This is a genomic window from Streptomyces sp. NBC_01092, assembly GCF_045039535.1.
In the GTDB taxonomy this organism is placed as follows: domain Bacteria; phylum Actinomycetota; class Actinomycetes; order Streptomycetales; family Streptomycetaceae; genus Streptomyces.
In genome coordinates, this window is sequence record NZ_CP108659.1 from 2,962,040 (window position 1) to 2,987,753 (window position 25,714).

The following is a 25,714-nucleotide window of genomic DNA, read 5'->3' on the forward strand; positions in this document are numbered from 1 at the left end:
AAGCCTAGCGGGTGATCAGCCGCGGCCGTGTCGGAGTGCGGGGTGCTCGCCCGCTGCCACCAGGTCGGCCACCGCGGTCTTCGGGTCCTTGCCCGTGACCAGGGACTCGCCGACCAGGACCGCGTCGGCGCCGGCGTTGGCGTAGGCGATGAGGTCGTGCGGGCCGCGGACGCCGGACTCGGCGATCTTGACGAGGTTGCTGGGGATCTCGGGCGCGACGCGCTCGAACGTCCCGCGGTCGACCTCCAGGGTCTTCAGGTTCCGCGCGTTGACGCCGATGATCTTCGCGCCCGCGTCCACGGCACGCTCGACCTCGTCCTCGTCGTGCACCTCGACCAGCGGGGTCAGGCCGATGGACACCGCGCGCTCGATCAGCGACTCCAGCGCCGACTGGTCGAGGGCCGCGACGATCAGCAGCGCGAGGTCGGCGCCGTACGCGCGGGCCTCCCACAGCTGGTACGACGTGACGATGAAGTCCTTGCGCAGGACCGGGATGTCGACGCGCGCGCGGACGGCCTCCAGGTCGGCGAGCGAGCCGCCGAAGCGGCGCTGTTCGGTGAGGACGGAGATGACGGCCGCGCCGCCCGCCTCGTAGTCCGCGGCCAGCCCGGCCGGGTCGGCGATCGCGGCCAGCGCGCCCTTGGAGGGGCTGGAACGCTTGACCTCACAGATGACCTTGACGCCGTCGCCCTTGAGCGCGGCTACCCCGTCCTTGGCCGCGGGAGCCTTCGCCGCGCGCTCCTTGAGCTCGTCGAGGCTGACGCGCGCCTGCCGCTCCGCGAGGTCGGCACGGACTCCGTCGATGATCTCGTCGAGCACACTCACGCGAGCGGCCCCCTTTCAGACGGTGGAAGTGAAAGCGGTACGAAACAGGTGGTCACTGCGATGGTATCCGGAGCTGGGCTTAGGCCTCGCATCCGGTTGACGCCGGTCCCAGTACCTGGACGTTCACCCGTTGATCAAGGGTGGAGCCAGCCACCGAACGGCAGGTTCCGGACAACGGTGAAGACCAGCAGCAACGCGCCCGCGGCCCACAGCTGCACCGGCCCGAGATCGATCCTCAGCGGCCGGCCGCGCACCGCGCGGACCACCCAGACGGTCCACACCACGGCGAAGAGCGCGTAGCCGACGACGGCCAGTGCGTTGTCCTGGAGCGCCGCCGCGAAGTCCCCGTGGACCACGGCGTGCGCGCTGCGCAGGCCGCCGCAGCCGGGGCAGTAGATGCCGGTGACCTGCAGGAGCGGGCAGGCGGGGTAGTGGCCGGGTTCGTTCGGGTCCACGGCACCGACGTAAGCGAAGGCCCCGGCGACGGCCGCGAGCACGCCCGCGGGGACGGCCAGCCGCCCCCACACGGCGCCGGTACCGGGCTGTGTCACCCTCTGGCTGTCGGCGTTCACGTCATGCATTGTGCCCCGCACGCGCGTGAGGGGCGCCCCCGGGCACACATCGGTGCCGGGTCGCCCCTCAGCGAAGTCGTACGGCTGTCAGCCCTTGGCGGCCGCCGCCTCGCGCTCCTGCGTCATGAGCAGCGCCTTGTGGGCGTCCTTCGGCTGGCCCATGCCCATCGCGCTCATGACCCAGCCGATGACGCCGCCGAGGACCACGAGGCCCAGGCCGGCCCAGAAGCCCGCGGGCTGGTCGAGCACCATGAAGGCGCCCGAGACGCAGAAACCGATGAAGGCGATCGTGACACCGGTCCAGGCGGCCGGGGTGTGACCGTGGCTGCTGCCCGCCATTGCTTGCTCCTCGTTGCTGTGTACGGGTTGTACGTGGGTGAGCCGGTAGCTCGGTGTCATTGTCCCGCACGCGTGCGGCTGCGGTGATCGGGGGTCACGGCGCGCCCTGTGCGCTCAGGCTCCGGTCGGGTCCTCGCCCCGGTCGAGGGCCTTCCAGAGTTCCTCGGGCCGGTCGGGGTCGACGGCGGCCCGGGTCCTGCGGCGCGGCCGGGGTGTGCCGTCGCGCTCGTAGCGGCCGGACATGCCGGGCCAGAGCCGGCCGTAGCGCAGGGCCAGCAGTCCGGCGAGCAGGAGCAGGCCGCCGCCGACGGCCGCGACGTACGGCCAGGCGGTGTGGGTGAGGGCGCCGACGGTGGCCGCGGTGTCGCCGGAGGCCCGCGCGGCCTTCTCGTCGAGCGCGGCGCTGTCGGAGGCGCCGAGCAGGGCGGCGGCGACGGTGCCGGCGCCGGAGAGCGCGAGCAGGGCGGCGACCATGAAGCGGCCTGCGCGGCGGACGGCGAAGACGGCGACGAGCGCGGCGAGTCCCACTATGGCCAGGGCCGCGGGGACGCCCGTGACGTCGCTGCCCTTGGCGGTCAGGGGGAACGCGCCGCCCGCCACCGTCGCGGTGCCCTCCGACCAGCGCTGCCGGGTGGCGAGCAGCGCCACGGCCGCGCCGAGCGCCCCGCACAGCAGGGCTACGGCGAGGCTCATGCGGCCGGCCCGGGCGGAACCGGGGGCTTCGGAACGGGGGTGCGGTACGGCAGTCACGTAGTCCACTATCACCCGAACCCCGGGCGATCAGTCACCCGGGGTACATATGAGACGGCCATTTCCCTGCGGACACAGCCGTCACCGGGCTCACTTCAGCCGGTTCGCGGTGTGTACCGCACGCAGGACCGCCGCCGCCTTGTTCCGGCACTCGGTGTCCTCGGCGACCGGGTCCGAGTCGGCGACGATGCCCGCGCCCGCCTGGACGTAGGCCGTGCCGTCGCGCAGCAGGGCCGTACGGATGGCGATGGCGGTGTCGGAGTCGCCCGCGAAGTCGAGGTAGCCGACGCAGCCGCCGTACAGCCCGCGCCTGGACGGTTCGAGTTCGTCGATGATCTGCATCGCGCGGGGCTTGGGGGCGCCGGAGAGGGTGCCGGCCGGGAAGCAGGCCGTCAGGACGTCGAAGGCCGTGCGGCCCTGCGCGACGCGTCCGGTCACCGTCGAGACGATGTGCATCACGTGGGAGTACCGCTCGATGGACATGAAGTCGACGACCTCGACGGAACCCGGCTCGCAGACCCGCCCCAGGTCGTTGCGCCCGAGGTCGACCAGCATCAGGTGCTCGGCGCGCTCCTTGGGGTCGGCGAGCAGCTCGTCGGCGAGGGCCTGGTCCTCCTGCGGGGTCGCGCCGCGCCAGCGGGTGCCGGCGATGGGGTGGACCATGGCCCGGCCGTCCTCGACCTTCACCAGGGCCTCGGGGGACGAGCCGACGACGTCGAAGCCGTCGAACCGGAACAGGTACATGTACGGGGAGGGATTGGTCGCCCGCAGTACCCGGTAGACGTCCAGCGCGCTCGCCGTGCACGGCGTTTCGAAGCGCTGGGAGGGCACCACCTGGAAGGCCTCGCCCGCGCGGATGCGCTCCTTGATGTCCTCGACGGCCTCCTGGAAGTCCTCGCCGCCCCACAGCGCGGTGTACTCGGGCAGCTCCGAGGGCGGCAGGACGGCCGGGGGCTGGGCCACCGGGCGGGAGAGGTCGGCCTCCATGGCGTCGAGGCGGGCGACCGCGTCGGCGTGGGCCTCGTCGACTCCGGTGTCGAGGTCGTTGTGGTTGATCGCGTTGGCGATCAGCAGGACGGAGCCCTCCCAGTGGTCCATGACGGCGAGGTCACTGGTGAGCAGCATGGTCAGCTCGGGCAGCCCCAGGTCGTCCCGCTCGCCGGGGCCGATCTTCTCCAGGCGGCGCACGATGTCGTAGCCGAGGTAGCCGACCATGCCGCCGGTGAAGGGCGGCAGGCCCAGGTCGTGGGCGAGGTCGTGCGGGGTGTGCAGGGCCTCGATGGTGGCGCGCAGGGCGGCCAGCGGGTCGCCCTCGGCGGGGACGCCGACGGGCGGGGAGCCGAGCCAGTGGGCCTGGCCGTCGCGCTCGGTCAGCGTCGCCGCGGAACGGACGCCCACGAAGGAGTAGCGGGACCAGGAGCGGCCGTTCTCCGCGGACTCCAGCAGGAAGGTGCCGGAGCGCTCGGCTGCGAGCTTGCGGTAGAGCGCGACCGGGGTGTCGCCGTCGGCGAGGAGCTTGCGGGTGACGGGGATGACGCGGCGGTCGGTGGCCAGCTTGCGGAAGGTCTCGAGGTCCATGGCGGCTGACCTTACTGATCCACTGCCGGTACGCCGGAATTGGCGTCCTTGAGCAGTACGTCCTCGTCGAAGCAGGTCCGCGCGCCCGTGTGGCAGGCGGCGCCGACCTGGTCGACCTTGACGAGCACGGTGTCCGCGTCGCAGTCCAGGGCGACCGACTTCACCCACTGGAAGTGGCCGGAGGTGTCGCCCTTGACCCAGTACTCCCCGCGGCTGCGCGACCAGTAGGTGCAGCGGCCGGTGGTGAGCGTGCGATGCAGCGCCTCGTCGTCCATCCAGCCGAGCATCAGCACCTCTCCGGTGTCGTACTGCTGGGCGATGGCGGGCAGGAGCCCGTCCGCGCTGCGCTTGAGGCGCGCGGCGATCTCGGGGTCCAGCGGGCTGGGCTGACGGGGCGTGCTCGTGGTCATGTCTGCCATTGTGCCGCGCACAACTGACAGTGACGGCGCGGTGTCCACTGGGTGGATGGGGGCGGTGTGCGGCGCGGGTGGCCGGGCGACCGGGTGGGCGGACCGGATACGTGGTCGTAGGCTGACTGTATGTCGACCTTCGCGCAGCGTGAACGACTTCTCCTGGCCGACCTCCTGGAGGCCGAGGGCCCCGAAGCCCCCACCCTCTGCGAGGGCTGGGCCACTCGTGATCTGGCCGCGCACGTGGTGGTGCGCGAGCGCCGCCCGGACGCCGCGGCCGGTCTGCTGATCAAGCCGCTCGCGTCGCGCCTGGACAAGGCGATGGAGGAGTTCGCGGCCAAGCCGTACGAGGAGCTGATCCAGCTCATCCGCACCGGCCCACCGCGCTTCTCGCCCTTCCAGCTCAAGCCGATCGACGAGGCGTCCAACACCCTCGAGTTCTACGTCCACACCGAGGACGTCCGCCGCGCCCAGCCGGACTGGACGCCGCGCGAACTCGACCCGGTCTTCCAGGACGCCCTGTGGTCCCGTCTGGAGCGCTCCGCGCGTCTGGTGGGCCGCAGCGCCCCCACCGGCCTGGTGCTGCGCCGCCCCGACGGACAGACGGCGGTCGCCCACAAGGGCACGCCGGTCGTCACGGTGACCGGGGAGCCGTCGGAGCTGCTGCTGTTCGCCTACGGCCGGCAGAGCGCCGCCAAGGTCGAGCTGGACGGCGACGAGAACGCCATCGCCAAGCTGCACGAGTCGAAGCAGCTCGGCATCTGAGCTCAGCCCGGCAGTTCGGCCCGGCGCAGGTCCCGTGCGCACAGTCCGACCAGCCCGCCGAGCCCGCAGAGCGCGGCACTGGCCACGAAGACCGGGCCGGTGCCCCACTGGCCGATCGCGGCGCCGGTCAGGGGGAAGGTGAGCGGGGCGAGGCCGAGGCTGAAGAAGGTGGACACGGACGTGACCCGGCCGACGTAGGCCCGGTCGGACTCGGCCTGGAGCAGCGCCCCGCACAGGACGCCGTTCAGGCCCGAGATCAGCCCGATGGACAGGGCCACGGCCACGGCGACCCCGATCTGCGGTACGAAGGCCAGCGCGCCGATCGAGGCCGCGCTGAGCACGCCGCACGTGGACAGCACGAGCCCCGCGCGCGGGACGCGGCCACGGGCGGTGAGCAGCAGGGAGGCCGCCCCCGCGCCGGTGCCGAACCCGGCGAGCACCCATCCGACGCCGCCGGCTCCCCAGCCGCGTTCGTCGGCGAGCAGGGTCAGGCCGACGTTGAGCGGGCCGACGAAGCCGAGGTCGCTGAGGGCGATGACGACGATCAGCGGCAGCAGGACCCGGTGGCCGCGTATGTAGCGCAGGCCGCCGGTCAGATCGCTCCAGGCGCTGCCACGCGCGCGTGCGTCGTCGCCCGGCAGCCTGCCCACCCGCAGGGCGATCAGGAGCGGCAGGGAGGCCGCGAACAGCAGCCCGGCCAGCCCGAACGCCGCCCCGGTGCCCCCGAGGGCCACGGCGAGGCCGCCGAGCGGGGCTCCGACGACGTTGGCCAGCCGGACGACGAGTCCCCGCATGCCGTGCACCCGGGCGAGCTGTCCGCGTGAGGTGATCCGGCTGGGCAGGGCGCCCAGGGCGGGCATCATCACGGCGTCGACGGCCCCGAAGACCAGCGCCAGCGCGGCCAGCGGCCACAGGCCGGGACTGCTCACGAGCAGCAGCGCGGCGACCGCGAGGACCGCCGCGCAGCGCAGGGCGTCGCTGCTGATCAGCACCCTGCGGGGGCCGAGCCGGTCGGCGATCACTCCCCCGCCCAGCATCAGCGCGGCCCGCGGCACCGCGCTGAGGGCGGTGACCAGTCCGGCCTGGGCGGGCGTACCGGCCTGGACGGCGGCCCAGGACAGGGCGAGGTAGTAGACGTTGTCGCCGACGGCCGACGAGGCGTAGGCGCCGAGCCAGCGCCGGACGTCGGGGTCGCGGTGGGCGGGGCGCTCCACCGCGGCGGCGGGCGCGTTGCCGGTCTGTGTCGCGGGCACGTCCGTCCTCTCAGATCCGGAACGGGAAGGCATAGGTGTGCACCGCGACGCTCTCGCGGCCCTCGGTGTCGCCTGCGGCGTCGGCGGCCACGCCCTGCTCGTCGTACCGGCGCAGCAGGGCGAGCATGTCCTTGTTCAGCTCGGCCAGTTCGTCCGCGGTGAGCCGCAGGTGGGACTCGGAGGACTCGGCGGCCCGGTTCCACTCGGGGCCCCAGTGGGTGCGCTCGTCGAGCCAGCGCCGGTACATGTCCGTGCGCTGCTGCACGAAGAGCCTGCTGGCCGCCGTGTGCGCGGCGGCCTTCTCGGGGGCGTCGCGGAAGTCCTCGTCGTGGATGCGCACCCCGTCCGAGGCGGGCTGCCACCAGCGCTCGCGGCCGTCGGCGCTGCGCGGCTCGGCCTCCTCGATGAGCCCGTGCTCGGCGAGCTTGCGCAGGTGGTAGCTGACCAGTGACACGGCCTCGTCGACCTGTTCGGCCAGCTGTGAGGCGGTGGCGACCCCGGCGACCGTCAGCCCGCGCAGCAGCTGCATCCGCAAGGGGTGGGCGAGCGCCTTGAGCGTGCCCAGGTCGGTGATGCGGCGGTCTCTCTCCTTGTCCGTCATGCCTTGACCGTAGATACGAAAGGAAAGTTGCGCAACAGATTTTGCGCAACTTCTCTTTTCCATCTACCCACGAGAAAGCCCCGGCCATCTCAAGGGCGACCGGGGCTCAGCCCACCGGGGCTCAGCTCGATGTCAGCGGACGGGGTGTCCCGCCCCCCGCAGCGCGTCCTTGACCTCACCTATCCGCAGATCGCCGAAGTGGAACACGGACGCCGCCAGCACCGCGTCCGCCCCCGCCTCGATGGCGGGCGAGAAGTCGGCGAGCTTGCCGGCGCCGCCGGAGGCGATCACCGGGACCGTCACGTGCTTGCGCACGGCCTCGATCATCTCCAGGTCGTAGCCGTCCTTCGTGCCGTCCGCGTCCATCGAGTTGAGCAGGATCTCGCCCGCGCCCAGCTCGGCCGCGCGGTGCGCCCACTCGACGGCGTCGATGCCGGTGCCCTTGCGGCCGCCGTGGGTGGTGACCTCGAAGGTGCCTTCGGGAGTGCGCCGCGCGTCGACCGAAAGGACCAGCACCTGCCGGCCGAAGCGCTCGGCGATCTCGCGGATCAGGTCGGGACGGGCGATGGCCGCCGTGTTGACGCCCACCTTGTCCGCGCCCGCGCGCAGCAGCTTGTCCACGTCCTCGGCCGTACGGACGCCGCCGCCGACCGTCAGCGGGATGAACACCTGCTCGGCGGTGCGGCGCACCACGTCGTACGTCGTCTCACGGTTGCCCGACGAGGCCGTGATGTCCAGGAACGTCAGCTCGTCGGCGCCCTCGGCGTCGTACACCTTGGCCATCTCGACGGGGTCGCCCGCGTCGCGCAGGTTCTGGAAGTTCACGCCCTTGACGACCCGGCCGTTGTCCACGTCCAGGCAGGGAATGACTCGGACCGCCAGGGTCATGAATCCACGGCTCCTCTGAATGCTTCTATTTCCACTTCGACCAGGATGCGCGAGTCCACGAACCCCTCGACGACCAGCAGCGTCGAGACCGGACGCACCGCGTCGAAGACCTCCTTGTGGGCCCGGCCCACGGCGTCCACGTCCCGCGCGTGGGTCAGGTACAGCCGCGTACGGACCACGGACTCGACCCCGAGCCCGAACTCGCCGATCGCCTCGATCGCGCTGGCGAAGGCCGCCTTGGCCTGTTCGTACGGGTCGCCCTCGCCGTACAGCACATCGCCCTTGAACGACGTCGTGCCCGCGACCAGCACACGGTCGCCGGCCGCCACGGCGCGTGCGAACCCGAAGGACTCTTCCCAGGGACTTTCACTCTGCACGCGCCGTACGGCATCGCTCATGACGACACAGCCTCCAAGGCCTCTTCCAGGGTGAACGCCTTCGCGTACAGGGCCTTCCCGACGATGGAGCCCTCGACACCGAGGGGCACCAGCTCGGAGATCGCGCGGAGGTCGTCCAGGGACGAGACCCCGCCGGAGGCGACCACCGGGCGGTCGGTCGCCGCGCACACGTTCTTCAGCAGCTCCAGGTTCGGGCCCTGCAGGGTGCCGTCCTTGGCGATGTCCGTGACGACGTAGCGGGCGCAGCCCTCGTTGTTGAGGCGCTCCAGCGTCTCGTAGAGGTCGCCGCCGTCGCGGGTCCAGCCGCGGCCGCGCAGCGTCGTGCCGCGTACGTCGAGACCGACGGCGATCTTGTCGCCGTGCTCGGCGATGACCTTGGCGACCCAGTCCGGGGTTTCCAGGGCGGCCGTGCCGAGGTTCACGCGGGTGCAGCCGGTGGCGAGCGCGGCGGCGAGCGAGGCGTCGTCGCGGATGCCGCCGGACAGCTCGACCTTGATGTCCATCGCCTTCGCGACCTCGGCGATCAGCTCGCGGTTGTCGCCGGTGCCGAACGCGGCGTCCAGGTCGACCAGGTGCAGCCACTCGGCGCCCGAGCGCTGCCAGGCCAGGGCGGCCTCCAGGGGCGAGCCGTAGGAGGTCTCGGTGCCGGACTCGCCGTGCACGAGGCGGACGGCCTGGCCGTCGCGGACGTCTACGGCGGGGAGGAGTTCGAGCTTGGCCATGTCTCTACAGGGTTCCGATCCAGTTGGTGAGCAGCTGCGCTCCGGCGTCGCCGGACTTCTCGGGGTGGAACTGCGTGGCCCACAGGGCGCCGTTCTCCACGGCCGCGACGAAGGGCTTGCCGTGTGTCGACCAGGTGACCTTGGGGGCGGTCATCGCCGGGTTGTGGATCTCCAGCGTCCAGTCGTGGACGGCGTAGGAGTGCACGAAGTAGAAGCGCGCGTCCGCGTCCAGGCCGGCGAACAGCTCGGTGCCCGGCGCCGCGTCCACGGTGTTCCAGCCCATGTGGGGCACGATCGCGGCCTGCAGCGGCTCCACCGAGCCCGGCCACTCGCCGAGGCCCTCGGTCTCGACGCCGTGCTCGATGCCGCGCGCGAACAGGATCTGCATGCCGACGCAGATGCCCATCACGGGGCGTCCGCCGGACAGCCGGCGCTCGATGATCCAGTCGCCGCGGGCCGCGGTCAGCCCCTTCATGCAGGCCTCGAAGGCGCCGACGCCCGGCACCAGCAGGCCGTCGGCGTTCATGGCCCTGTCGAAGTCACGGGTGATCTCGACGTCGGCGCCCGCGCGCGCGAGGGCGCGTTCGGCGGACCTCACATTGCCGAAGCCGTAGTCGAAGACCACGACCTTCTTGGAGTCGGTCAATTCCACACCTCCAGCCTCAGGACGCCCGCGAGGAGACACATCGCGGCGCCTATCGAGAGCAGCACGATGAGGCTCTTGGGCATCTGCTGCTTGGCGAAGGAAATGATGCCGCCGACCAGGAAGAGCCCGACGACGATCAGGATGGTGGACAGCCCGTTCATGGGTTACAGCGCGCCCTTCGTCGAGGGAAGGATGCCGGCCGCGCGCGGGTCGCGCTCGGAGGCGTAGCGCAGGGCCCGCGCCAGCGCCTTGAACTGGCACTCCACGATGTGGTGCGCGTTGCGCCCGTACGGCACGTGCACGTGCAGGGCGATCTGGGCCTGGGCGACGAAGGACTCCAGGATGTGCCGGGTCATCGTGGTGTCGTACTCGCCGATCATCGGCGCCATGTTCTCGGGCTCGGTGTGCACGAGGTAGGGGCGGCCGGACAGGTCGACGGTGACCTGGGCGAGGGACTCGTCCAGCGGGACCGTGCAGTTGCCGAAGCGGTAGATCCCCACCTTGTCGCCGAGGGCCTGCTTGAAGGCGGCGCCCAGCGCGAGGGCGGTGTCCTCGATGGTGTGGTGGGAGTCGATGTGCAGGTCGCCCTCGGTCTTCACGGTCAGGTCGAACAGACCGTGCCGGCCGAGCTGGTCGAGCATGTGGTCGTAGAAGCCGACGCCTGTCGACACATCGACCTTGCCGGCCCCGTCGAGATCGATCTCGACGAGGACCGAGGTCTCCTTCGTCACCCGCTCTATGCGGCCTACGCGGTTCATGCGCTCTGCTCCTTCTTCATTTCACGTACCGCGTCGAGGAACGCGTCGTTCTCATCGGGAGTTCCGGCGGACACCCGCAGCCATCCCGGGATACCGTTGTCCCGGACCAGGACACCCCGGTCGAGGATCTTCTGCCAGGCCTCGTGCGAGTCCTCGAACCGGCCGAACTGCACGAAGTTCGCGTCGGACTCGACGACCGCGTATCCGGCCGCGCCCAGCTCGCTCACCAGCCGGTCCCGCTCCGCCTTCAGCTGCTCGACGTACTTCAGCAGGACGTCCGTGTGCTCCAGGGCGGCCAGCGCGGTCGCCTGGGTGACGGCCGACAGGTGGTACGGCAGCCGTACGAGCTGGACGGCGTCCACGACCGCCGGGTGCGCGGCGAGATAGCCGAGGCGCAGGCCGGCGGCGCCGAAGGCCTTCGACATCGTCCGGGAGACGACGAGATTCGGCCGGCCTTCGAGCAGCGGCAGCAGCGAGTCGCCGTGGCTGAATTCGATGTACGCCTCGTCGACCACGACCATCGACGGCTTCGCCGCCTGCGCGGCCTCGTACAGCGCGAGCACGGTCTCGCGCGGGACCGCGTTGCCCGTGGGGTTGTTGGGCGTGGTGATGAACACGACGTCGGGCCGGTGCTCGGCGATGGCCTTGGCGGCCACCTCGACGTCGATCGTGAAGTCGTCGTTGCGCGGGCCGGAGATCCAGCCCGTGCCGGTGCCGCGGGAGATGAGCCCGTGCATCGAGTACGACGGCTCGAAGCCGATCGCCGTGCGGCCCGGTCCGCCGAAGGTCTGCAGCAGCTGCTGGATGACCTCGTTGGAGCCGTTGGCCGCCCAGACATTGGCGAGGCCGACCTCGTGACCGGACGTGTCCGTCAGGTACTTGGCGAGCTGGGTGCGCAGCTCGACCGCGTCCCGGTCCGGGTAGCGGTTGAGGTTGCGGGCGGCCTCGCGGACGCGCTCGGCGATGCGCTCGACCAGCGGCTCGGGCAGCGGGTAGGGGTTCTCGTTGGTGTTCAGCCGTACGGGGACGTCCAACTGGGGCGCGCCGTAGGGGGACTTGCCGCGCAGCTCGTCCCGTACGGGGAGATCGTCGATGCGTACGTCGCTCACTTGCTCTCCGGTACCTTCCAGCCGAACCTGGCCTTGACCGCCGCGCCGTGCGCCGGCAGGTCCTCCGCCTCCGCCAGCGTGACCACGTGATGCGCGACCTCGGCCAGCGCGTCCTTCGTGTAGTCGACGATGTGGATGCCGCGCAGGAAGGACTGCACGGACAGGCCCGAGGAGTGGCAGGCGCAGCCGCCGGTGGGCAGCACGTGGTTGGAGCCGGCCGCGTAGTCGCCGAGCGAGACCGGCGCCCAGGGGCCGATGAAGATCGCGCCTGCGTTGCGCACCCGGTCGGCCACGGCGGCCGCGTCGGCCGTCTGGATCTCCAGGTGCTCGGCGCCATAGGCGTCGACGACCCGAAGGCCCTCGTCGACGCCGTCGACCAGGACGATCGCGGACTGCCTCCCCTTGAGGGCGGGCACGATCCGGTCGTCGATGTGCTTGGTGGCCGCGACCTGCGGCTCCAGCTCCTTCTCGACCGCGTCCGCGAGCTCGACGGAGTCGGTGACGAGGACGGCGGCGGCCAGCGGGTCGTGCTCGGCCTGGCTGATCAGGTCGGCGGCGACGTGCACCGGATCGGCCGTGGAGTCGGCCAGGATCGCGATCTCGGTCGGGCCCGCCTCGGCGTCGATGCCGATCCTGCCGGTGAAGTAGCGCTTGGCGGCGGCGACCCAGATGTTGCCGGGGCCGGTGACCATGTTGGCGGGCGGGCAGGACTCGGTGCCGTACGCGAACATCGCGACCGCGGTGGCGCCGCCGGCGGCGTATACCTCGTCGACGCCGAGCAGCGCGCACGCGGCGAGGATCGTCGGGTGCGGCAGGCCGCCGGCTGGATCATTTTGAAAAGCGGGGGCCTGGGCCGGAGAGGCGAGCGCGATGGACTCGACGCCGGCCTCCTGGGCGGGCACCACGTTCATGATCACGGAGGACGGGTAGACGGACCGGCCGCCGGGCGCGTACAGCCCGACGCGGTCGACCGGCAGCCACTTTTCGGTCACCGAGCCGCCGGGCACGACCTGGGTCGTGCGGTTCGTACGGCGCTGCTCGCGGTGGACGAGGCGGGCGCGGCGGATGGACTCCTCCAGGGCCGCGCGCACGGCCGGGTCGAGTTCCGCGAGGGCCTTGGTGAGCGCCTCGGCGGGCACCCGTACCCGGTCGAGCCTGACCCCGTCGAACTTCTCCGCGAAGTCGATCAGCGCCGCGTCACCCCGATGATGCACGGCCTCGCAGATCGGACGCACCTTCTCCAGGGCGGCCGAGACGTCGAAGTCGGCTCGGGGCAGCAGGTCGCGCAAGGCGGGGCCCTCGGGGAGGGCGTCGCCGCGCAGATCGATTCGGGAGATCACGGGTGCAATTCTCTCAGACCCTGCTCCGGCGTCGTTCGCGCGTATCAATGGCTGATACAGATCGCCGGCGGAACCCGGAAGATCTTCTTCACGTCTAGCGTTCGGGGCGTCACTCAGCGGGCATGAACGGTTGTACTAAACCCACGAGTAGCTGAGGGGGATGGGCGCAACGTGACCGAACGGGGCGGTCTTCGCGACGGAGACCTGCCGGACGACCTGCCCAGCGACCTGACCGCCGCCGAGCTCGGCATGTGGCAGGCCTTCCGCAACGGCAGCGTGTACGACCTGAGCAGCGGCGACACGGTCGTCGACGACCCGCACGGCGGGCATCCCTGGGGCGCGGACCGGACCGTGCGCGCGCGGATCATCTGCTGGCTGCTGCTGGACGGTCCGCCCGCCCTCGCGGGCCGGGTGTCCTCGCTGAAGCTGGTGGGCGTGCGGATCAGCGACACGATGGACCTGGCGGGCGGCACGGTGGAGCCGTACGTCGAGCTGCGGGGCTGCCGCTTCGACCAGGAGGTCCGGCTGCCGGAGGCCCGCTTCACGACCGTACGGCTGGTGGACTGCGCGGTGCCGCGCCTGGAGGCGGCCCGGGTGCACACCGAGGGCGATCTGCATCTGCCACGCTGCCGGTTCCACAACGGCGTACGGCTCACCGACGCCCACATAGGCACGGACCTGCTGCTCAACCAGGCGATCGTCTACCGCGACCGCAGCGGCCGCTCCATCGCCGCGGACGGCATCAGCGTCGGCCAGGACCTCCAGGCCGAGATGCTGGAGTCGCACGGCGAGCTGAGCCTGCGCGGCGCCAGCATCGGCGTGTCGCTGAGCCTGCGCGGCGCGCGGCTGGTCAACCCGTACACCCGGCTCGCGCTGAACGCGCCCCAGCTGACCGTCGGGCGCACGCTGTACCTGACCCCGGCCGGCGTCGGCAGTCCGCTGCTGAGCGGCCGCACTCCCGCGCGCGGGACCCGGATCCAGCGTTTCGAGTGCCAGGGCGGGGTGCGCCTGGACGACGGGCGGTTCGGGGACGCGGTCGACCTGGAGCGGGCCCGGTTCACCTTCACCGACGAGCAGGAGCTGTCGCTGCGCCGGATCCAGACGCCGGAGCTGCGCTTCCTCGGGGAGCGGCCGGAGCGCGGCGGGGTGGTGCTGTCGGGGGCGCGGACCGTGAACCTGATGGACCGCGCGGACGCCTGGCCGGACCCGGGGCTGCTGCACATGAGCGGCTTCACCTACGAGAATCTCGTGCCGCGCGGCCCGTTCCCGCTGGAGCGGCGGCTGGAGTGGGTGGCCGCCGCGACCGCCGAGTACAACCCGGAGCCGTACGAGCGCCTGGCCTCCGTGCTGCGGGCCGGCGGCGAGGACGAGGACGCGCGCGAGGTGCTGCTCGCCAAGCAGCGCCGCCGCCGCGAGACGCTGCCCCCCGGGGCCAAGGTGTGGGGGTACGTACAGGACTGGATGGTCGCGTACGGATATCGGCCCGGCCGGGCCGCCGTGTGGATGGCGGTGCTGTGGGCGGCGAGCTCGCTGGCCTTCGCCCACGCCGACCATCCGCCGATCAAGCGCGGCGAGCATCCGGCCTGGAACCCGCCGCTGTTCGCCCTCGATCTGCTGCTGCCGGTGATCGACCTGGGCCAGGTCGGGTTCTGGCAGCTGAGCGGGGCCTGGCAGTGGCTGGCCGCCGCGATGATCCTGCTCGGCTGGATCCTGGCGACGACCGTGGCGGCGGGGGCGACGCGCACGCTGCGGCGTAACTGACACACCCAGGTGCTGGGGCCTGCGGGGTCGGTGAGGTCAGTGGGATCACTGCGTCGAAAGTGTCGAAAGTATGGATGTCGGACAGTTGTTGAAGAGTTGACCTTTACCGGTTCTTGACCTCCGCGCGTACAACTTTCGACGTCTTGGCCGTTCCCTCTGGCGCGGCATGACCAGCGGTCTTTCAATGGTCGACACCATGGCTCTGATGCTTCCGTTCGGCCGTGCGTCCCGGACGACAAGGACCGCCGAGCACCTCGTCGCGCTCCCCGCCGACGACGAGGTGCTCCTCGACGCCCCTGACGACCGCCTCGGCCCCGCGCTGGTCGCGGCCGGGAGCGGCGCGTACGAGCCCGCCGCCGCACTGCTCGCCCGTACGAGACAGCAGGCGCAGTGGGAGTACCGCGACCGCTACACGCTGCACCTGGCGGCCTTCGCACGCTCACGCACGGAGTGGCTGGAGACCTGGTACGCGGCCGCCCCGCAGGATCCGGACGCGCTGCTGATCAGGGCCCAGCTCGCGGTGGACCACGCCTGGCGGTCACCGGCGCAGGCCGAGGTGCTGCGCGGGGTGAGCCCGCTGATCACCGCCGCCGCGCGCGCCGACGACCGCGACCCGGTGCCCTGGCGCATCGCCCTGGACCACGCGCGCGGCTCACGCGCCGGGCACACCTACTTCGGGGAGCTGTGGGAGGCGGCGCTGCGCCGCGCTCCGCGCCACTACGGCTGCCATGTGGCGGCCCTGCGCTACCTGGCGTCGTCCTGGCACGGCTCCCACCGCGAGTGCCTGGACTTCGCCGACCGGGCCGCGCAGGACGCCCCGGCCGACTCCCTCGTCCAGGCGCTGCCGACCCGGGCCGTCCTCGCCTACCTGGACGACGACTGCGGTCCGGGCGTGCCGCGCGAGCGGCTGGAGACGGCGGCCGACCGGGCCGTCACGCTGTCCGCCCGGTTCCCCGCGGCCGACCTGTGGCCTGCCGCGATCCGCAACAAGCTGACGTATGTGCTGGTACGGCTGGGCCGCTGGGAGGACGCCCTGGAGCAATTGCGGCTGATCGGGCCGTACGCCACCTCCTTCCCGTGGAGCAGGCTCTCGGAGGATCCGCTGGACCGGTTCCTGAAGATGCGCGAGGAAGTTCGGCTGCAGGCGGCCACCGACACCGAGGGCAGCGCGCGCGGCGGACATCCACGGAGTGGGCGCGGCGGACGCGTTCACTCCGGCGACCATTAGGCTTTGGCGCCGTGACCGTCCGCCTTCCGCTGTTTCCCCTGAACTCGGTGCTGTTCCCGGGACTCGTGCTGCCGCTCAACGTGTTCGAGGAGCGGTATCGCGCCATGATGCGCGAGCTGCTGAAGACCCCCGAGGAGGAGCCGCGCCGATTCGCCGTCGTGACGATCCGCGACGGCCACGAGGTGGCCCAGAGTGCTCCCGGCATGCCCGACCCCACGGCCCTGCCCGAGCGCGGGCCCACCGCGGGCTTCGGCCCCGACCCGGTCAAGGCCTTCCACGGGGTGGGCTGTGTGGCGGACGCGGCGACGATCCGGGAGCGGGAGGACGGCTCCTTCGAGGTGCTGGCGACGGGCACGACGCGGGTGCGCCTGGTGTCGGTGGACGCCTCGGGCCCGTTCCTGACGGCGGAGCTGGAGGAGCTGCCGGAGGAGCCGGGCGACGAGGCGGGTGCGCTGGCCGAGGGCGTGCTACGCGCGTTCCGGCAGTACCAGAAGCGTCTGGCCGGCGCCCGTGAACGTTCCCTGTCCACGACGACCGAACTGCCCGACCAGCCCTCGGTGGTCTCCTACCTGGTGGCGGCCGCGATGATGCTGGACACCCCGACGAAGCAGCGTCTGCTCCAGTCCCCGGACACCGCGTCCCGGCTGCGCGACGAGCTGAAACTCCTTCGCACCGAGACCTCGATCATCCGTACGCTGCCGTCGCTGCCGTCGTCCGACCTGACGCGCGGCCCGACAAGTCTCAACTGACGTACGACCTCTGGGGAACCGGCCACCATGGCGAAGAAGTCCAAGAAGAACCAGCAGCAAGGAGCCGGGGCGGGCGGCACTCCCGCCACCGTGGCCCTCACGGCCGCGGGTGTCGCCTACACCGTCCACTCCTACGACCACGACCCCGCCCACCCCTCGTACGGCGAGGAGGCGGCGGAGGCGATGGGAGTGTCCCCCGACCGGGTCTTCAAGACGCTGGTGGCGGACGTGGACGGCAGCCTGACGGTGGCGGTGGTCCCGGTGGCGGGCCAGCTGGACCTCAAGTCCCTGGCGTCGGCGGTCGGCGGCAAGCGCGCGGCGATGGCCGACCCGGCCATGGCGGAACGCACCACGGGCTATGTGCGCGGCGGCATCTCCCCCCTGGGCCAGCGCAAGAAGCTCCGCACGGTCCTGGACGACTCCGCCCGCGCCCACGCCACGATCTGCGTCTCGGCGGGCCGTCGCGGCCTGGAGGTCGAGCTCTCCCCCGGGGACCTCGCCGAGCTCACGGAAGCGGTCCTCGCGCCCATCGGGCGTGCGTGACCCCTCGACGGCGGGGGTGTCCTCGGTTAAGTACGAGGGACATGTCGAAGAAAACGCGGAAACGCAAGTGGCGCATCAAGAAGGGCCGCTCGAACCACGGACGCCGCCCGGCATGACGATCCATCGCTCCAGGGGGCCGAGCCCCCTGGGCGTTCCGCGGCTTCAGGCCTGCGGCGCCCCGTACGGGTCCTTCGGCTGCCCCTGCGGCGGGTGCTGCTGATACGGGTCCGCGTCCCGGGGCCCGAACAGCGCCGTCAGCCCGAGGTGGACGACCAGCGCGGCCAGCGGCCAGGCCAGCAGCGCGCCCTTGGCGCCCAGCTTCAGCGGCGCCGAGAAGGCGACTCCCTTACCCGCTTCCTTCGCGTGGGCGATCACATCCTGCGTGGGCCCGAGCCGCACACCGAGCCACCAGGCCAGCAGCGCCCCGAGGAATCCTCCGACGGCCAGCCCGATCACCAACGGCACACCCCCGCGCCGCCGCCAGAGAAAGACGGCGAGCGCACTGACCAGGCCGAACGCGAGCGCGAGCAGAGTGAACGTTCCGTCCACCCCGATGGCCTGCTCCCCCTCGGAATCCTTGAAGTAGACGACCCAGCCGTTGTCGACGACGTCCCCGACCAGCGGCACGCTCGGCGCCAGCCGCCACCACAGCACTCCGAGCAGCGCGCCGAAGAGCGCCACCACCACCGTGACGATCGCGGCCTCTCGCAGCTCGGTCTTCATTCCGGGACCGTCCTGTTCGTACGAGCCATATATGCCGTACGGGCCGGGAGCGCCGGGGTGGCCGGGTATCCCGCCCGGGGCACCGGATATGACGTCATGCGGCGGCACGGCGGCCGCGTGCCGGGCAGCGGGCTGCTGCCACCCCCCGTTCGGGGACGGTTCACGTGGCGGCGGTGGAGGAGTCAGCGGAGCGGTCACCCTGCCATCGTGCCAGGCCGACCTGTGCGGCGCGTCACCGGACGGCCGCCCGACGGTACGCCCAGGTGGCGACGGCCAGCGAGACGACGCCGACGACCCCGCACACGGCCAGGTCAGCGAGCACGAACGCCCAGTCGGGCCGCTCCCCGAAGGTCCGCGCGAAGGCCTCGACGCCGTACGTCGAGGGGAGCAGGTCCCGTGCGAGGCGCACCGCCTCCGGCATCCGGTCGGCGGGCAGCACACCCAGCAGCAGCGCCGCCGACATGCCCAGCTGGCCGAGCAGTGTGGCCAGTTCGGGGCGCGGCGCGAGCAGTCCGAGCGCCGCCCCGAGTCCGGCGAGCGCGGCACCGGCCAGCGGGATCACCGCGATGAGCACCCACAGATGCGCCATCGGCAGTCCGAACAGCACGCATCCGAAGACGGCGGTCACCACGGTCCCGGGCACGGTGAAGGACGCGTACGCCCCCGCCGCCCCCAGCACCACCGCGGCGGGCGGCACCGGCAGCGTGGCGTAGTGGTCGAGCCCGCCGCTGGCCCGCAACTGCCCGAAGTACTGCGCGAGCAGGTTCAGCGCGACGAAGGCCACGACGAGCACCGCCGACCCGGCGACCACGGCCTGCGCCTCGGCCCCGCCGTCCACGACCCCGCGCATCAGGATCATGATCCCGATCGACTGGAAGGTCGCCACGAACAGCAGCGGAATACGCGCGACCCGCGCCCGGGACAGCTGCGCCCGGTACACGGCGCACAGCGCCGGCCACATCCGCGCACGCGGCCCGAGCTCGGCCGCGGCCCGGCCGGCCGTTTCGTCCACGGCCAGGGCGCTGCCCGGCAGAACCTCGGCGGGTACGACACTCACGTGGCGCTGCTCCCTTTCGCACTGGGGATCACTCGGGAGGTGGCCCTGTTCCGTACGGCGTTCTGTACGGCGTTCTGTACGGATACGACGGTCTGCGTGCTCACGCTTTCACCAACCCCTGCTGCGCGGCCCCGCCCAGCGACAGATAGACGTCCTCCAGGCTCGGCGTGGCGAGCGTGAAGTCGTCCAGCGCGGCGAAGGCGGCCCCGCCGGTGACGGTGGCGACGACCGCGCGGGCCTCCTCGGGGGCTAGCCGCAGCGTCCAGCGGCGCCCGGACTCCACGACCCGGTCCTGGAGCGCGGCGACCTCGGGCACGTCCAGGGGCGCCCGGTCCCGCCACAGCAGTTCGACCCGCACCTCGCCCGCGACCCGTTCCTTGAGCCCGGACGGCGTGTCACAGGCGATCACACGGCCCCGGTCGAGGACCGCGACCCGGTCGAGCACGGTCTCGGCCTCGATGACGTTGTGGGTGACGAGCAGCACGGTCGTCCCGTGCTCGGCGCGTCGCCGGTCCACGGCCGACCAGACGGCCCGCCGGGCCACCGGGTCCATCGCGGTGGTCGGCTCGTCGAGCACGAGCAGCGGCCGCTCCCCCACCAGCGCGGCGGCGAAACAGGCCAGCCGGCGCTGCCCGCCGGAGAGCTTCCTGATCGGCCGCCCGGCGAGCGGACCGAGGCCCAGCTCGTCGAGCACGGCGTCCCGCTCGGCCCGCGCCTGGCGCACGTCCAGGCCGCGCAGCCGCCCGGTCGTCTCGGCGGCGAGCGACACGGTCAGGTCGTCGAGGGCGGTCGACTCCTGGCCGAGGTAGGCGAGAATGCGGGCGGCCCGCTCGGGGTGGCGCACGATGTCGTGCCCGAGGATCTCGACGCTGCCGGTGTCGGGCCGCATCAGCCCGGTGAGCTGGCGCACGAGGGTGGTCTTGCCGGCCCCGTTGGGTCCGAGCAGTCCGAAGATCTCGCCGCGCCGGATGTCCAGCCGTACGTCGTCGGTGGCCCGCACCTCGTCGGTCGCGGGCACTCCGCGCCGTCCGCGCACCGCCGGATAGGTCTTGGTCAGCCCGCGCACGGCACACACGACGTCACCACCGTGCCGAAATACCTGTGCCGCGCGCGTACTCACAAGGGACGAGACTACGGGGTCGGGACCCCTGCTCCGCTCCCGGGGCGGCCGGTTGTCACAAATCGCCTGCTCGCCGCCCGAAATCCGCCGGCCGCCATAAATCCGCCGCAACGGCGCTCAACCCCTACGGCACGGTCCGGCGGATCCTGATGGACCGACCCACGGGTCACTCGCCGGCCGGCGCATGCTCCGCGGCCGTCCGCACATCGATCTCCCGCCAGAACCCGGCCCGAATCGCATACCGATCATGCTCGTCGATCTGGTCGTCCTTGTGGGCGAGCAGCCCGAAGCGGGCCGCGTACCGGAGCAGCTCGCCGTCGATCCGGTGCGGAATGCGCGGATACATCCCGGACAGCCGCTGGAGATGGCTCTGGTCCCCCAGCCGCCCCATCCACCGCCGGGCGAAGACCTGCCCCACCTCGTACGGATCGCCGCCGACCGTGGTGATGTCCTCCTCCCGGTCGGCCCACCGCTGTTCCGCCGTGGTCAGCTGGGCCAGCGTCGGCATGGACGCGGCCTCGGCCGTCTCCGCCGTGCCCCCGGGCCGGTCGACCCATCCCTTGTCGGAGGACCAGCGCAATGTCGCGCTCGTCGGGTGCTGGGCGGGCTGGACCCCGGGCGCGCGCAGGGCGGCGAGGTCCTTCGGGGTGGGCACGCCCTTGGGGGCAGGCACCCGCTCCTGTGTGCCGTTCTCCGAGGCGGTGGCCGGTGCGGCGTGTTCGCCCTCCACGGTGCGCCGCTCGGTCGCGGCGCCGAGCGCGGAGTCGGGCAGCGGGGCGGACAGGATCGCGGCGATCTCGGGCCGGGGCACGGGCGGCGGTGCGCACACGCCGGTGAGCTCCTTGGCGCGTACGGCCTTGGTGATCCACGTACGGTCCAGCACGCGCCGTTCGTCGGCCTCGGCGACGAGATCCTCGGACTGGTTGTAATCGCCGTCGGCGGCCTGCACGGCCCACAGGTGGACGGCGACGCCGTGCTCCTTGGCGGCCATCATGCCCGGCAGCAGATCGCCGTCCCCGGTCACCAGCACCACGTCGGAGCAGGCGCGGTTGCGGGCCAGCTCGGTGAGCTCGGCGTGCATCGCGGCGTCCACGCCCTTCTGCGCCCAGCGGCCGTCGCTGCGGGTCAGGGCGCCGAGCCGGACGGTCACCCGGGGCATCACGCGCAGTCTGCGGTGTTCGGGCTGGGGGACGCGGTCGGGGGCGCCGTCGAACCAGTAGATGCGCAGCAACGGCTGCTGGGTGTCGGACTCGGCGCGTTCACGCAGCCCCTGGATGAGGGCGGCATGGTCGACGGTGATCCGGGACCGGGAGGGTTCCCCGGCGAGCAGGCTGGCGGCGGCCCCCAGCAGATACCCGGCGTCCACCAGGACGATGCAGCGGTCCACACGACTCACCCTCTTCCCGGGAGGTTTGCTTCGGGCTTCCTTCGAGTCTGCCCGACCGCGCGGGGGTTAACGGGCCGAACTCGATCTTCGGCGTGGCGTTTCGAGGCATGGGATCCACGGAGCGCCATGCCTCACGCCCCGACAACCGCTGTCACGCACGGTAATTATCCGAAATGCGTTCTTTGTCAGCCTATGTGAATCTGGTCGCGGCCCTGGCCCCTAGTTCCCCACAGGAGGCAGATCACCATGGCCAAGAACAAGAAGCAGGACCGGAAGCAGCCGCAGTCCGAGCGTGGTCAACAGCAGGCCCAGCAGTCCGCGATCGAGTCGCAGACCGAGCAGCGCGCCACGCAGGTCACCCCCGGCGACATGGCCCGCAAGGGGCGCCAGAAGCGCTTCGGTCACAACTGACATCTGCATATCGGGTTGTTGAGACCCAGGCACACACAGAAGGGCGCGTCCCCCGCGGGACGCGCCCCTCTCACGTTCTGCTCGCCGTCGCGGCTCAGCCCGCCAGGCAGGACGGCCCGAGCAGCACCTTCAGGTCTCCGAACAGCGCCGGGTCGGGCTTCACGCGGTGCCGGTCCAGCCGCAGCACCGTCGTCCTGGTCGGGCCCTGGAGCTTGATGCGGACCTCGCTGTCGCCCTTGTGATGGCTGAGGATCTCGCCGAGGCGGTTGATCATCGGCGGGGTGACCCTGGTGGCCGGGATGGTGAGGATCACGGGCGCGTTGGTGCCCGCGTTGGACAGGTCGGGGACCTGGAGTTCCATCGCGACCAGCCGCGGCACGTCCTCGCGCTTGTCGAGGCGGCCCTTGACGAACACGACGGCGTCCTCGACGAGTTGGGTCGACACGAGCTGGTACGTCGCCGGGAAGAACATGCACTCGATGGAGCCGGCGAGGTCCTCGACGGTGGCGATGGCCCAGGCGTTGCCCTGCTTGGTCATCTTCCGCTGCAGGCCCGAGATGATGCCGCCGATGGTGACGACCGCGCCGTCCGCGTGCTCACCGCCGGTGAGCTGGGCGATGCCCGCGTCGGCCTTGTCGGACAGCACGTGCTCCAGGCCGAAGAGGGGGTGGTCGGAGACGTACAGACCGAGCATCTCCCGCTCCTGGGCGAGCAGATAGGTCTTGTCCCACTCGTCCTCGGTGAAGACGACGTCGAGTCCGAAGCCGGGCTCGTTGCTCTCCTCCTCGCCCATGCCGCCGAAGAGGTCGAACTGGCCCTCGGCCTCCTTGCGCTTGACCGCGACCACGTTGTCGATCATCGGCTCGAAGTGGGCGGTGAGGCCCTTGCGGGTGTGGCCCAGGCTGTCGAACGCGCCCGCCTTGATCAGCGACTCCGTGGTCCGCTTGTTGCACGCGGTCGCGTCGACCTTGTCGAGGTAGTCGGGGAAGGAGCCGTACTTGCCCTTGGCTTTGCGGCTCTTGATGATCGACTCGACCACGTTCGTGCCGACGTTGCGCACGGCCTCCAGGCCGAAGAGGATCACGTCGTCGCCCTGGGCGGCGAAGTTGTGCACCGACTCGTTGACGTTCGGCGGGAGCACCTTGATGCCCATGCGCCGGCACTCGTTCAGATAGACGGCCGACTTGTCCTTGTCGTCCTTGACCGAGGTCAGCAGCGCCGCCATGTACTCGGCGGGGTGGTTCGCCTTCAGGAACGCGGTCCAGTACGAGACCAGTCCGTACGCGGCGGAGTGCGCCTTGTTGAACGCGTAGCCGGCGAAGGGGACCAGCACGTCCCACAGGGCCTGGATGGCTTCGTCGCTGTAACCCTTGTCGCGGGCGCCCTTCTGGAAGAGGACGAAGTTCTTCGCCAGCTCGTCGGGCTTCTTCTTGCCCATGACTCGGCGGAGGATGTCGGCCTCGCCGAGCGAGTAGCCCGCGATGATCTGCGCGGCCTTCTGCACCTGCTCCTGGTAGACGATCAGGCCGTAGGTGACCGCCAGAACCTCTTCGAGGGGCTCCTCCAGCTCCTTGTGGATCGGGGTGATCTCCTGGAGCTTGTTCTTGCGCAAGGCGTAGTTGGTGTGCGAGTCCATGCCCATCGGGCCGGGACGGTAGAGCGCGGAGACGGCGGAGATGTCTTCGAAGTTGTCGGGCTTCATCAGACGCAGCAGCGAGCGCATGGGGCCGCCGTCGAACTGGAAGACGCCCAGGGTGTCGCCGCGCTGGAGCAGGTCGAAGGTCGTGGGGTCGTCCAGCGGGAGGCTGAGGAGATCGATGTCGATCCCCTTGTTGGACTTCACCATCTTGACGGCGTCGTCCATGATCGTCAGGTTGCGCAGGCCCAGGAAGTCCATCTTCAGCAGGCCGAGCGACTCACAGCTCGGGTAGTCCCACTGCGTGATGGTCACGCCGTCGGTGTGCCGCACCCAGACCGGGACGTGCTCGGTGATGGTCTCGCTGGACATGATCACGCCGGCCGCGTGCACACCCATCTGCCGGACCAGGCCCTCGACGCCCTTGGCGGTGTCGATGACCTTCTTCACATCCGGTTCGTTCTCGTACATCGCCCGGATCTCGCCCGCCTCGCTGTAGCGGGGGTGCGAGGGGTCGGTGATGCCGTTCAGGTCGATGCCCTTGCCGAGGACGTCGGCGGGCATGGCCTTGGTGAGACGGTCACCCATCGCGTACGGGTAGCCCAGCACGCGCGCGGAGTCCTTGATCGCGTTCTTGGCCTTGATCTTGCCGTAGGTGCCGATCATCGCGACCTTGTCGGCGCCGTACTTCTCCGTCACGTACCTGATCACCTCGACGCGCCGACGCTCGTCGAAGTCGATGTCGACATCGGGCATCGAGATGCGCTCGGGGTTGAGGAACCGCTCGAAGATCAGACCGTGCGGGATCGGGTCGAGGTCGGTGATGCCCATGGCGTACGCGACGATCGAACCGGCCGCGGAGCCTCGGCCGGGGCCGACCGCGATGCCGTTGTTCTTGGCCCACATGATGAAGTCGGCGACGACGAGGAAGTAGCCGGGGAAGCCCATCGAGATGATGACGTCCATCTCGTACTCGGCCTGCTTCTGGCGGTCGTCGGGGATGCCGCCGGGGAAGCGGCGCTCCATGCCGCGGCGGACCTCCTCCTTGAACCAGGTGACCTCGGTGTAGCCCTCGGGGATGTCGAACTTCGGCATCAGGTTCCGGGACTCGAACATGCCGTCGGTGTCGACCATCTCGGCGATCAGGAGCGTGTTGGCGCAGCCCTCCTGCCAGGCGTCCGAGGAGTCGATGGCGTACATCTCGTCCGTGGTCTTCAGGTAGTAACCGGTGCCGTCGAACCTGAAGCGGTCCGGGTCGGAGAGGTTCTTGCCGGTCTGGATGCACAGCAGGGCGTCGTGGGCGGTCGCCTCGTGCGCGTACGTGTAGTGCGAGTCGTTGGTGACCAGCGGGGGGATGCCGAGCTTCTTGCCGATCTCCAGCAGGCCGTCGCGGACCCGGTGCTCGATCTCGATGCCGTGGTCCATCAGCTCCAGGAAGTAGCGGTCCTTGCCGAAGATGTCCTGGTAGTCGGCGGCCGCCTTCAGTGCCTCGTCGTACTGGCCGAGGCGCAGCCTGGTCTGGAGCTCGCCGGAGGGGCAGCCGGTGGAGGCCACGATCCCCTCGGACCACTGGGCGATGGTCTCCTTGTCCATCCGGGGCCACTTCTGGAGCCAGCCCTCGGCGTAGGCGTCCGAGGACAGCCGGAAGATGTTGTGCAGGCCCGTCTTGTTGACGGCCCACATCGTCTTGTGGGTGTAACCACCGGAACCGGAGACGTCGTCGCGCTTCTGGTGCGGCTGGCCCCACTGGATCTTGCGCTTGTTGCGCCGGGACTCGGGGGCGACATACGCCTCGATCCCGATGATCGGGGTGATTCCGGCCTTCTTCGCGGTGTGGAAGAAGTCGTACGCCCCGTGGAGGTTGCCGTGGTCGGACATGGCGATGTGCGTCATGCCCATCTCATTGCACGCGTCGAACATGTCCTTCAGCCGCGCGGCACCGTCCAGCAGTGAGTACTGGGTGTGGACGTGCAGGTGCGTGAACGGCGGCTTTGACACGGCTTGGCCTCCATGGAAAACGCTCGGTGACAGGCGGACGGACACTTCTGGGGACAGCGTCGAAGTCTATGCCTCGGGACTGACACTCGCGGGGCTCCCCCGCGTACCTTCACAGCGAGGGTCGCGGGCACTTTCCCGTGGGCCCGC

Annotated in this window: 27 protein-coding genes; 6 read left to right on the top strand and 21 right to left on the bottom strand. The window is 71.1% G+C overall.

Annotation, left to right across the window (positions count from 1 at the left end; all coding sequences use genetic code 11):
- Positions 1–15: 15 nt before the first annotated feature.
- The 6 genes from trpC to hisI all read right to left on the bottom strand — a co-directional run bounded on the left by trpC (position 16) and on the right by hisI (position 4,483).
- Entirely contained in the window at positions 16–825 is an 810-nt protein-coding gene (gene trpC, locus OG254_RS13225) for an indole-3-glycerol phosphate synthase TrpC (protein WP_405581012.1), read from the bottom strand.
- Positions 826–959: 134 nt separating this feature from the next.
- The gene (locus OG254_RS13230; RefSeq protein ID WP_405581015.1) at positions 960–1,406 is read right to left on the bottom strand and encodes a DUF2752 domain-containing protein; all 447 of its coding nucleotides are present in this window, start codon (positions 1,404–1,406) and stop codon (positions 960–962) included.
- 78 nt (positions 1,407–1,484) lie between these two features.
- A complete protein-coding gene (locus OG254_RS13235) occupies positions 1,485–1,736 on the bottom strand; it encodes an HGxxPAAW family protein (protein ID WP_405581018.1) in 252 nt (83 codons plus the stop codon).
- 114 nt (positions 1,737–1,850) lie between these two features.
- A complete protein-coding gene (locus OG254_RS13240; protein WP_351193569.1) occupies positions 1,851–2,495 on the bottom strand; it encodes a TIGR02234 family membrane protein in 645 nt (214 codons plus the stop codon).
- An 81-nt stretch (positions 2,496–2,576) separates the two neighbouring features.
- Positions 2,577–4,064, bottom strand: a complete 1,488-nt coding sequence (locus tag OG254_RS13245) for an anthranilate synthase component I (protein ID WP_147996572.1) — start codon at positions 4,062–4,064, stop codon at positions 2,577–2,579.
- An 11-nt stretch (positions 4,065–4,075) separates the two neighbouring features.
- Complete coding sequence (gene hisI / locus OG254_RS13250; protein ID WP_405581022.1) at positions 4,076–4,483, bottom strand: phosphoribosyl-AMP cyclohydrolase; 408 nt, start codon at positions 4,481–4,483, stop codon at positions 4,076–4,078.
- Positions 4,484–4,603: 120 nt separating this feature from the next.
- Between hisI and OG254_RS13255 the strand changes: the two genes are divergently transcribed.
- Positions 4,604–5,239, top strand: coding sequence for a TIGR03085 family metal-binding protein (locus tag OG254_RS13255; protein WP_405581025.1), 636 nt, complete (start codon positions 4,604–4,606; stop codon positions 5,237–5,239).
- A gap of 2 nt (positions 5,240–5,241) precedes the next feature.
- On the opposite strand, the gene OG254_RS13260 is transcribed toward OG254_RS13255, so the two are convergent.
- The 10 genes from OG254_RS13260 to hisD form a co-directional block, all read right to left on the bottom strand.
- Entirely contained in the window at positions 5,242–6,492 is a 1,251-nt protein-coding gene (locus OG254_RS13260; protein ID WP_405581028.1) for an MFS transporter, read from the bottom strand.
- A gap of 10 nt (positions 6,493–6,502) precedes the next feature.
- Positions 6,503–7,093: a helix-turn-helix domain-containing protein gene (locus OG254_RS13265; protein ID WP_351193583.1), complete on the bottom strand. Its 591-nt coding sequence runs from the start codon at positions 7,091–7,093 to the stop codon at positions 6,503–6,505.
- Between the two features lie 132 nt (positions 7,094–7,225).
- Complete coding sequence (gene hisF, locus OG254_RS13270) at positions 7,226–7,981, bottom strand: imidazole glycerol phosphate synthase subunit HisF (protein ID WP_351193586.1); 756 nt, start codon at positions 7,979–7,981, stop codon at positions 7,226–7,228.
- Positions 7,978–8,379, bottom strand: coding sequence for a RidA family protein (locus tag OG254_RS13275; protein ID WP_405581031.1), 402 nt, complete (start codon positions 8,377–8,379; stop codon positions 7,978–7,980). The genes hisF and OG254_RS13275 overlap by 4 nt, the downstream gene beginning before the upstream one ends.
- Positions 8,376–9,101, bottom strand: a complete 726-nt coding sequence (gene priA / locus OG254_RS13280; RefSeq protein WP_351193591.1) for a bifunctional 1-(5-phosphoribosyl)-5-((5-phosphoribosylamino)methylideneamino)imidazole-4-carboxamide isomerase/phosphoribosylanthranilate isomerase PriA — start codon at positions 9,099–9,101, stop codon at positions 8,376–8,378. The genes OG254_RS13275 and priA overlap by 4 nt, the downstream gene beginning before the upstream one ends.
- Before the next feature lie 4 nt (positions 9,102–9,105).
- Positions 9,106–9,747, bottom strand: coding sequence for an imidazole glycerol phosphate synthase subunit HisH (gene hisH / locus OG254_RS13285; protein ID WP_405581033.1), 642 nt, complete (start codon positions 9,745–9,747; stop codon positions 9,106–9,108).
- On the bottom strand, positions 9,744–9,908 hold the full coding sequence (locus tag OG254_RS13290) for a hypothetical protein (protein WP_187284527.1): 165 nt from the start codon (positions 9,906–9,908) through the stop codon (positions 9,744–9,746). The genes hisH and OG254_RS13290 overlap by 4 nt, the downstream gene beginning before the upstream one ends.
- A 3-nt stretch (positions 9,909–9,911) precedes the next feature.
- On the bottom strand, positions 9,912–10,505 hold the full coding sequence (gene hisB / locus OG254_RS13295; protein ID WP_351193598.1) for an imidazoleglycerol-phosphate dehydratase HisB: 594 nt from the start codon (positions 10,503–10,505) through the stop codon (positions 9,912–9,914).
- Positions 10,502–11,614: a histidinol-phosphate transaminase gene (locus tag OG254_RS13300; protein ID WP_405581036.1), complete on the bottom strand. Its 1,113-nt coding sequence runs from the start codon at positions 11,612–11,614 to the stop codon at positions 10,502–10,504. Before OG254_RS13300 ends, hisB begins: the two co-directional genes overlap by 4 nt.
- Positions 11,611–12,954: a histidinol dehydrogenase gene (gene hisD / locus OG254_RS13305; RefSeq protein WP_405581038.1), complete on the bottom strand. Its 1,344-nt coding sequence runs from the start codon at positions 12,952–12,954 to the stop codon at positions 11,611–11,613. The genes OG254_RS13300 and hisD overlap by 4 nt, the downstream gene beginning before the upstream one ends.
- A gap of 171 nt (positions 12,955–13,125) precedes the next feature.
- Here hisD and OG254_RS13310 point away from each other — a divergent pair, with 171 nt between their 5' ends.
- The 4 genes from OG254_RS13310 (at position 13,126) to ybaK (ending at position 17,235) form a co-directional block, all read left to right on the top strand.
- A complete protein-coding gene (locus tag OG254_RS13310) occupies positions 13,126–14,715 on the top strand; it encodes an oxidoreductase (RefSeq protein ID WP_405581041.1) in 1,590 nt (529 codons plus the stop codon).
- A gap of 184 nt (positions 14,716–14,899) precedes the next feature.
- Positions 14,900–15,943: a hypothetical protein gene (locus OG254_RS13315; RefSeq protein WP_405581044.1), complete on the top strand. Its 1,044-nt coding sequence runs from the start codon at positions 14,900–14,902 to the stop codon at positions 15,941–15,943.
- Between the two features lie 11 nt (positions 15,944–15,954).
- Entirely contained in the window at positions 15,955–16,692 is a 738-nt protein-coding gene (locus tag OG254_RS13320; protein ID WP_405581047.1) for an LON peptidase substrate-binding domain-containing protein, read from the top strand.
- Positions 16,693–16,719: 27 nt separating this feature from the next.
- Entirely contained in the window at positions 16,720–17,235 is a 516-nt protein-coding gene (gene ybaK / locus OG254_RS13325) for a Cys-tRNA(Pro) deacylase (protein WP_405581049.1), read from the top strand.
- 162 nt (positions 17,236–17,397) lie between these two features.
- Here ybaK and OG254_RS13330 read toward each other — a convergent pair whose 3' ends face one another.
- The 4 genes from OG254_RS13330 to OG254_RS13345 form a co-directional block, all read right to left on the bottom strand.
- Positions 17,398–18,156, bottom strand: coding sequence for an AAA family ATPase (locus OG254_RS13330; protein ID WP_405581051.1), 759 nt, complete (start codon positions 18,154–18,156; stop codon positions 17,398–17,400).
- A 34-nt stretch (positions 18,157–18,190) separates the two neighbouring features.
- Entirely contained in the window at positions 18,191–19,015 is an 825-nt protein-coding gene (locus OG254_RS13335) for an ABC transporter permease (protein WP_351193618.1), read from the bottom strand.
- Between the two features lie 100 nt (positions 19,016–19,115).
- Positions 19,116–20,090 (bottom strand): ABC transporter ATP-binding protein, encoded by a 975-nt coding sequence (locus tag OG254_RS13340; RefSeq protein ID WP_351193620.1) that lies wholly within the window; start codon positions 20,088–20,090, stop codon positions 19,116–19,118.
- Between the two features lie 211 nt (positions 20,091–20,301).
- A complete protein-coding gene (locus tag OG254_RS13345; protein ID WP_405581055.1) occupies positions 20,302–21,522 on the bottom strand; it encodes an NYN domain-containing protein in 1,221 nt (406 codons plus the stop codon).
- 246 nt (positions 21,523–21,768) lie between these two features.
- Here OG254_RS13345 and OG254_RS13350 point away from each other — a divergent pair, with 246 nt between their 5' ends.
- Positions 21,769–21,933, top strand: a complete 165-nt coding sequence (locus OG254_RS13350; RefSeq protein ID WP_351193625.1) for a hypothetical protein — start codon at positions 21,769–21,771, stop codon at positions 21,931–21,933.
- A gap of 94 nt (positions 21,934–22,027) precedes the next feature.
- Here OG254_RS13350 and dnaE read toward each other — a convergent pair whose 3' ends face one another.
- Positions 22,028–25,567 carry a DNA polymerase III subunit alpha gene (gene dnaE, locus OG254_RS13355; protein ID WP_405581057.1) on the bottom strand — a complete coding sequence of 1,180 codons (3,540 nt, stop codon included), beginning with the start codon at positions 25,565–25,567 and terminating at the stop codon, positions 22,028–22,030.
- Positions 25,568–25,714: the final 147 nt, after the last annotated feature.

Coding starts and splice junctions, on each gene's coding strand:
- OG254_RS13275 (WP_405581031.1), bottom strand. CDS start 8,379: ATGAGCGATGCCGTACGGCGCGTGCAGAGTGAAAGTCCCTGGGAAGAG.
- OG254_RS13350 (WP_351193625.1), top strand. CDS start 21,769: ATGGCCAAGAACAAGAAGCAGGACCGGAAGCAGCCGCAGTCCGAGCGT.
- priA (WP_351193591.1), bottom strand. CDS start 9,101: ATGGCCAAGCTCGAACTCCTCCCCGCCGTAGACGTCCGCGACGGCCAG.
- OG254_RS13265 (WP_351193583.1), bottom strand. CDS start 7,093: ATGACGGACAAGGAGAGAGACCGCCGCATCACCGACCTGGGCACGCTC.
- OG254_RS13235 (WP_405581018.1), bottom strand. CDS start 1,736: ATGGCGGGCAGCAGCCACGGTCACACCCCGGCCGCCTGGACCGGTGTC.
- OG254_RS13255 (WP_405581025.1), top strand. CDS start 4,604: ATGTCGACCTTCGCGCAGCGTGAACGACTTCTCCTGGCCGACCTCCTG.
- OG254_RS13245 (WP_147996572.1), bottom strand. CDS start 4,064: ATGGACCTCGAGACCTTCCGCAAGCTGGCCACCGACCGCCGCGTCATC.
- hisB (WP_351193598.1), bottom strand. CDS start 10,505: ATGAACCGCGTAGGCCGCATAGAGCGGGTGACGAAGGAGACCTCGGTC.
- OG254_RS13290 (WP_187284527.1), bottom strand. CDS start 9,908: ATGAACGGGCTGTCCACCATCCTGATCGTCGTCGGGCTCTTCCTGGTC.
- OG254_RS13315 (WP_405581044.1), top strand. CDS start 14,900: ATGGTCGACACCATGGCTCTGATGCTTCCGTTCGGCCGTGCGTCCCGG.
- hisI (WP_405581022.1), bottom strand. CDS start 4,483: ATGGCAGACATGACCACGAGCACGCCCCGTCAGCCCAGCCCGCTGGAC.
- hisF (WP_351193586.1), bottom strand. CDS start 7,981: ATGACCCTGGCGGTCCGAGTCATTCCCTGCCTGGACGTGGACAACGGC.
- ybaK (WP_405581049.1), top strand. CDS start 16,720: ATGGCGAAGAAGTCCAAGAAGAACCAGCAGCAAGGAGCCGGGGCGGGC.
- OG254_RS13230 (WP_405581015.1), bottom strand. CDS start 1,406: ATGCATGACGTGAACGCCGACAGCCAGAGGGTGACACAGCCCGGTACC.